This is a genomic window from Acidovorax sp. SRB_24, assembly GCF_012931925.1.
In genome coordinates this window covers 1-372 of the sequence record NZ_MWOM01000278.1, presented here as the reverse complement: position 1 = coordinate 372, position 372 = coordinate 1, and the positions used below count along the sequence as shown (strand labels likewise).

Sequence of the window (372 nt, the reverse complement as noted above, 5' to 3'; positions counted from 1 at the left end):
ATTGGCCATGACGCTGTTCCAGTAGTCGCGCAGGCCTTCGATTTCCGCATCGCTCGCATGTTCGACCGCCAGGTACACCGCGCGCCGCTCCAGCGCAATGCGCACCTGGTAGAGGTTGAACAACTCCTCCACGCTGATGGACTTGCGAAAGAAGCCCTTGTTCATGACGAAGTCGAGAAAGCCCTCGGCCACGAGGCGGTTCAGGGCTTCGCGCAGCGGCGGCCGGCTGACGCCGAATTCGCGTCCCAGGGCCTGTTCGTTGATCCGCGCGCCGGGGCGGAAGTCATAGCGCATGGCGCGCTCGCGCAATTCGAAATACAGCCGCTCCACACTGCTTTCATCCCGGGTCTGTGGCACATGCGCTGGTTTTTT

Annotated in this window: 1 protein-coding gene; it reads right to left on the bottom strand. The window is 62.1% G+C overall.

Features of this window, described 5'->3' with window-relative positions; genetic code table 11:
- On the bottom strand, positions 1-372 hold a 372-nt coding region (locus B2J89_RS23385), incomplete at both ends, for a GntR family transcriptional regulator (RefSeq protein ID WP_169170882.1).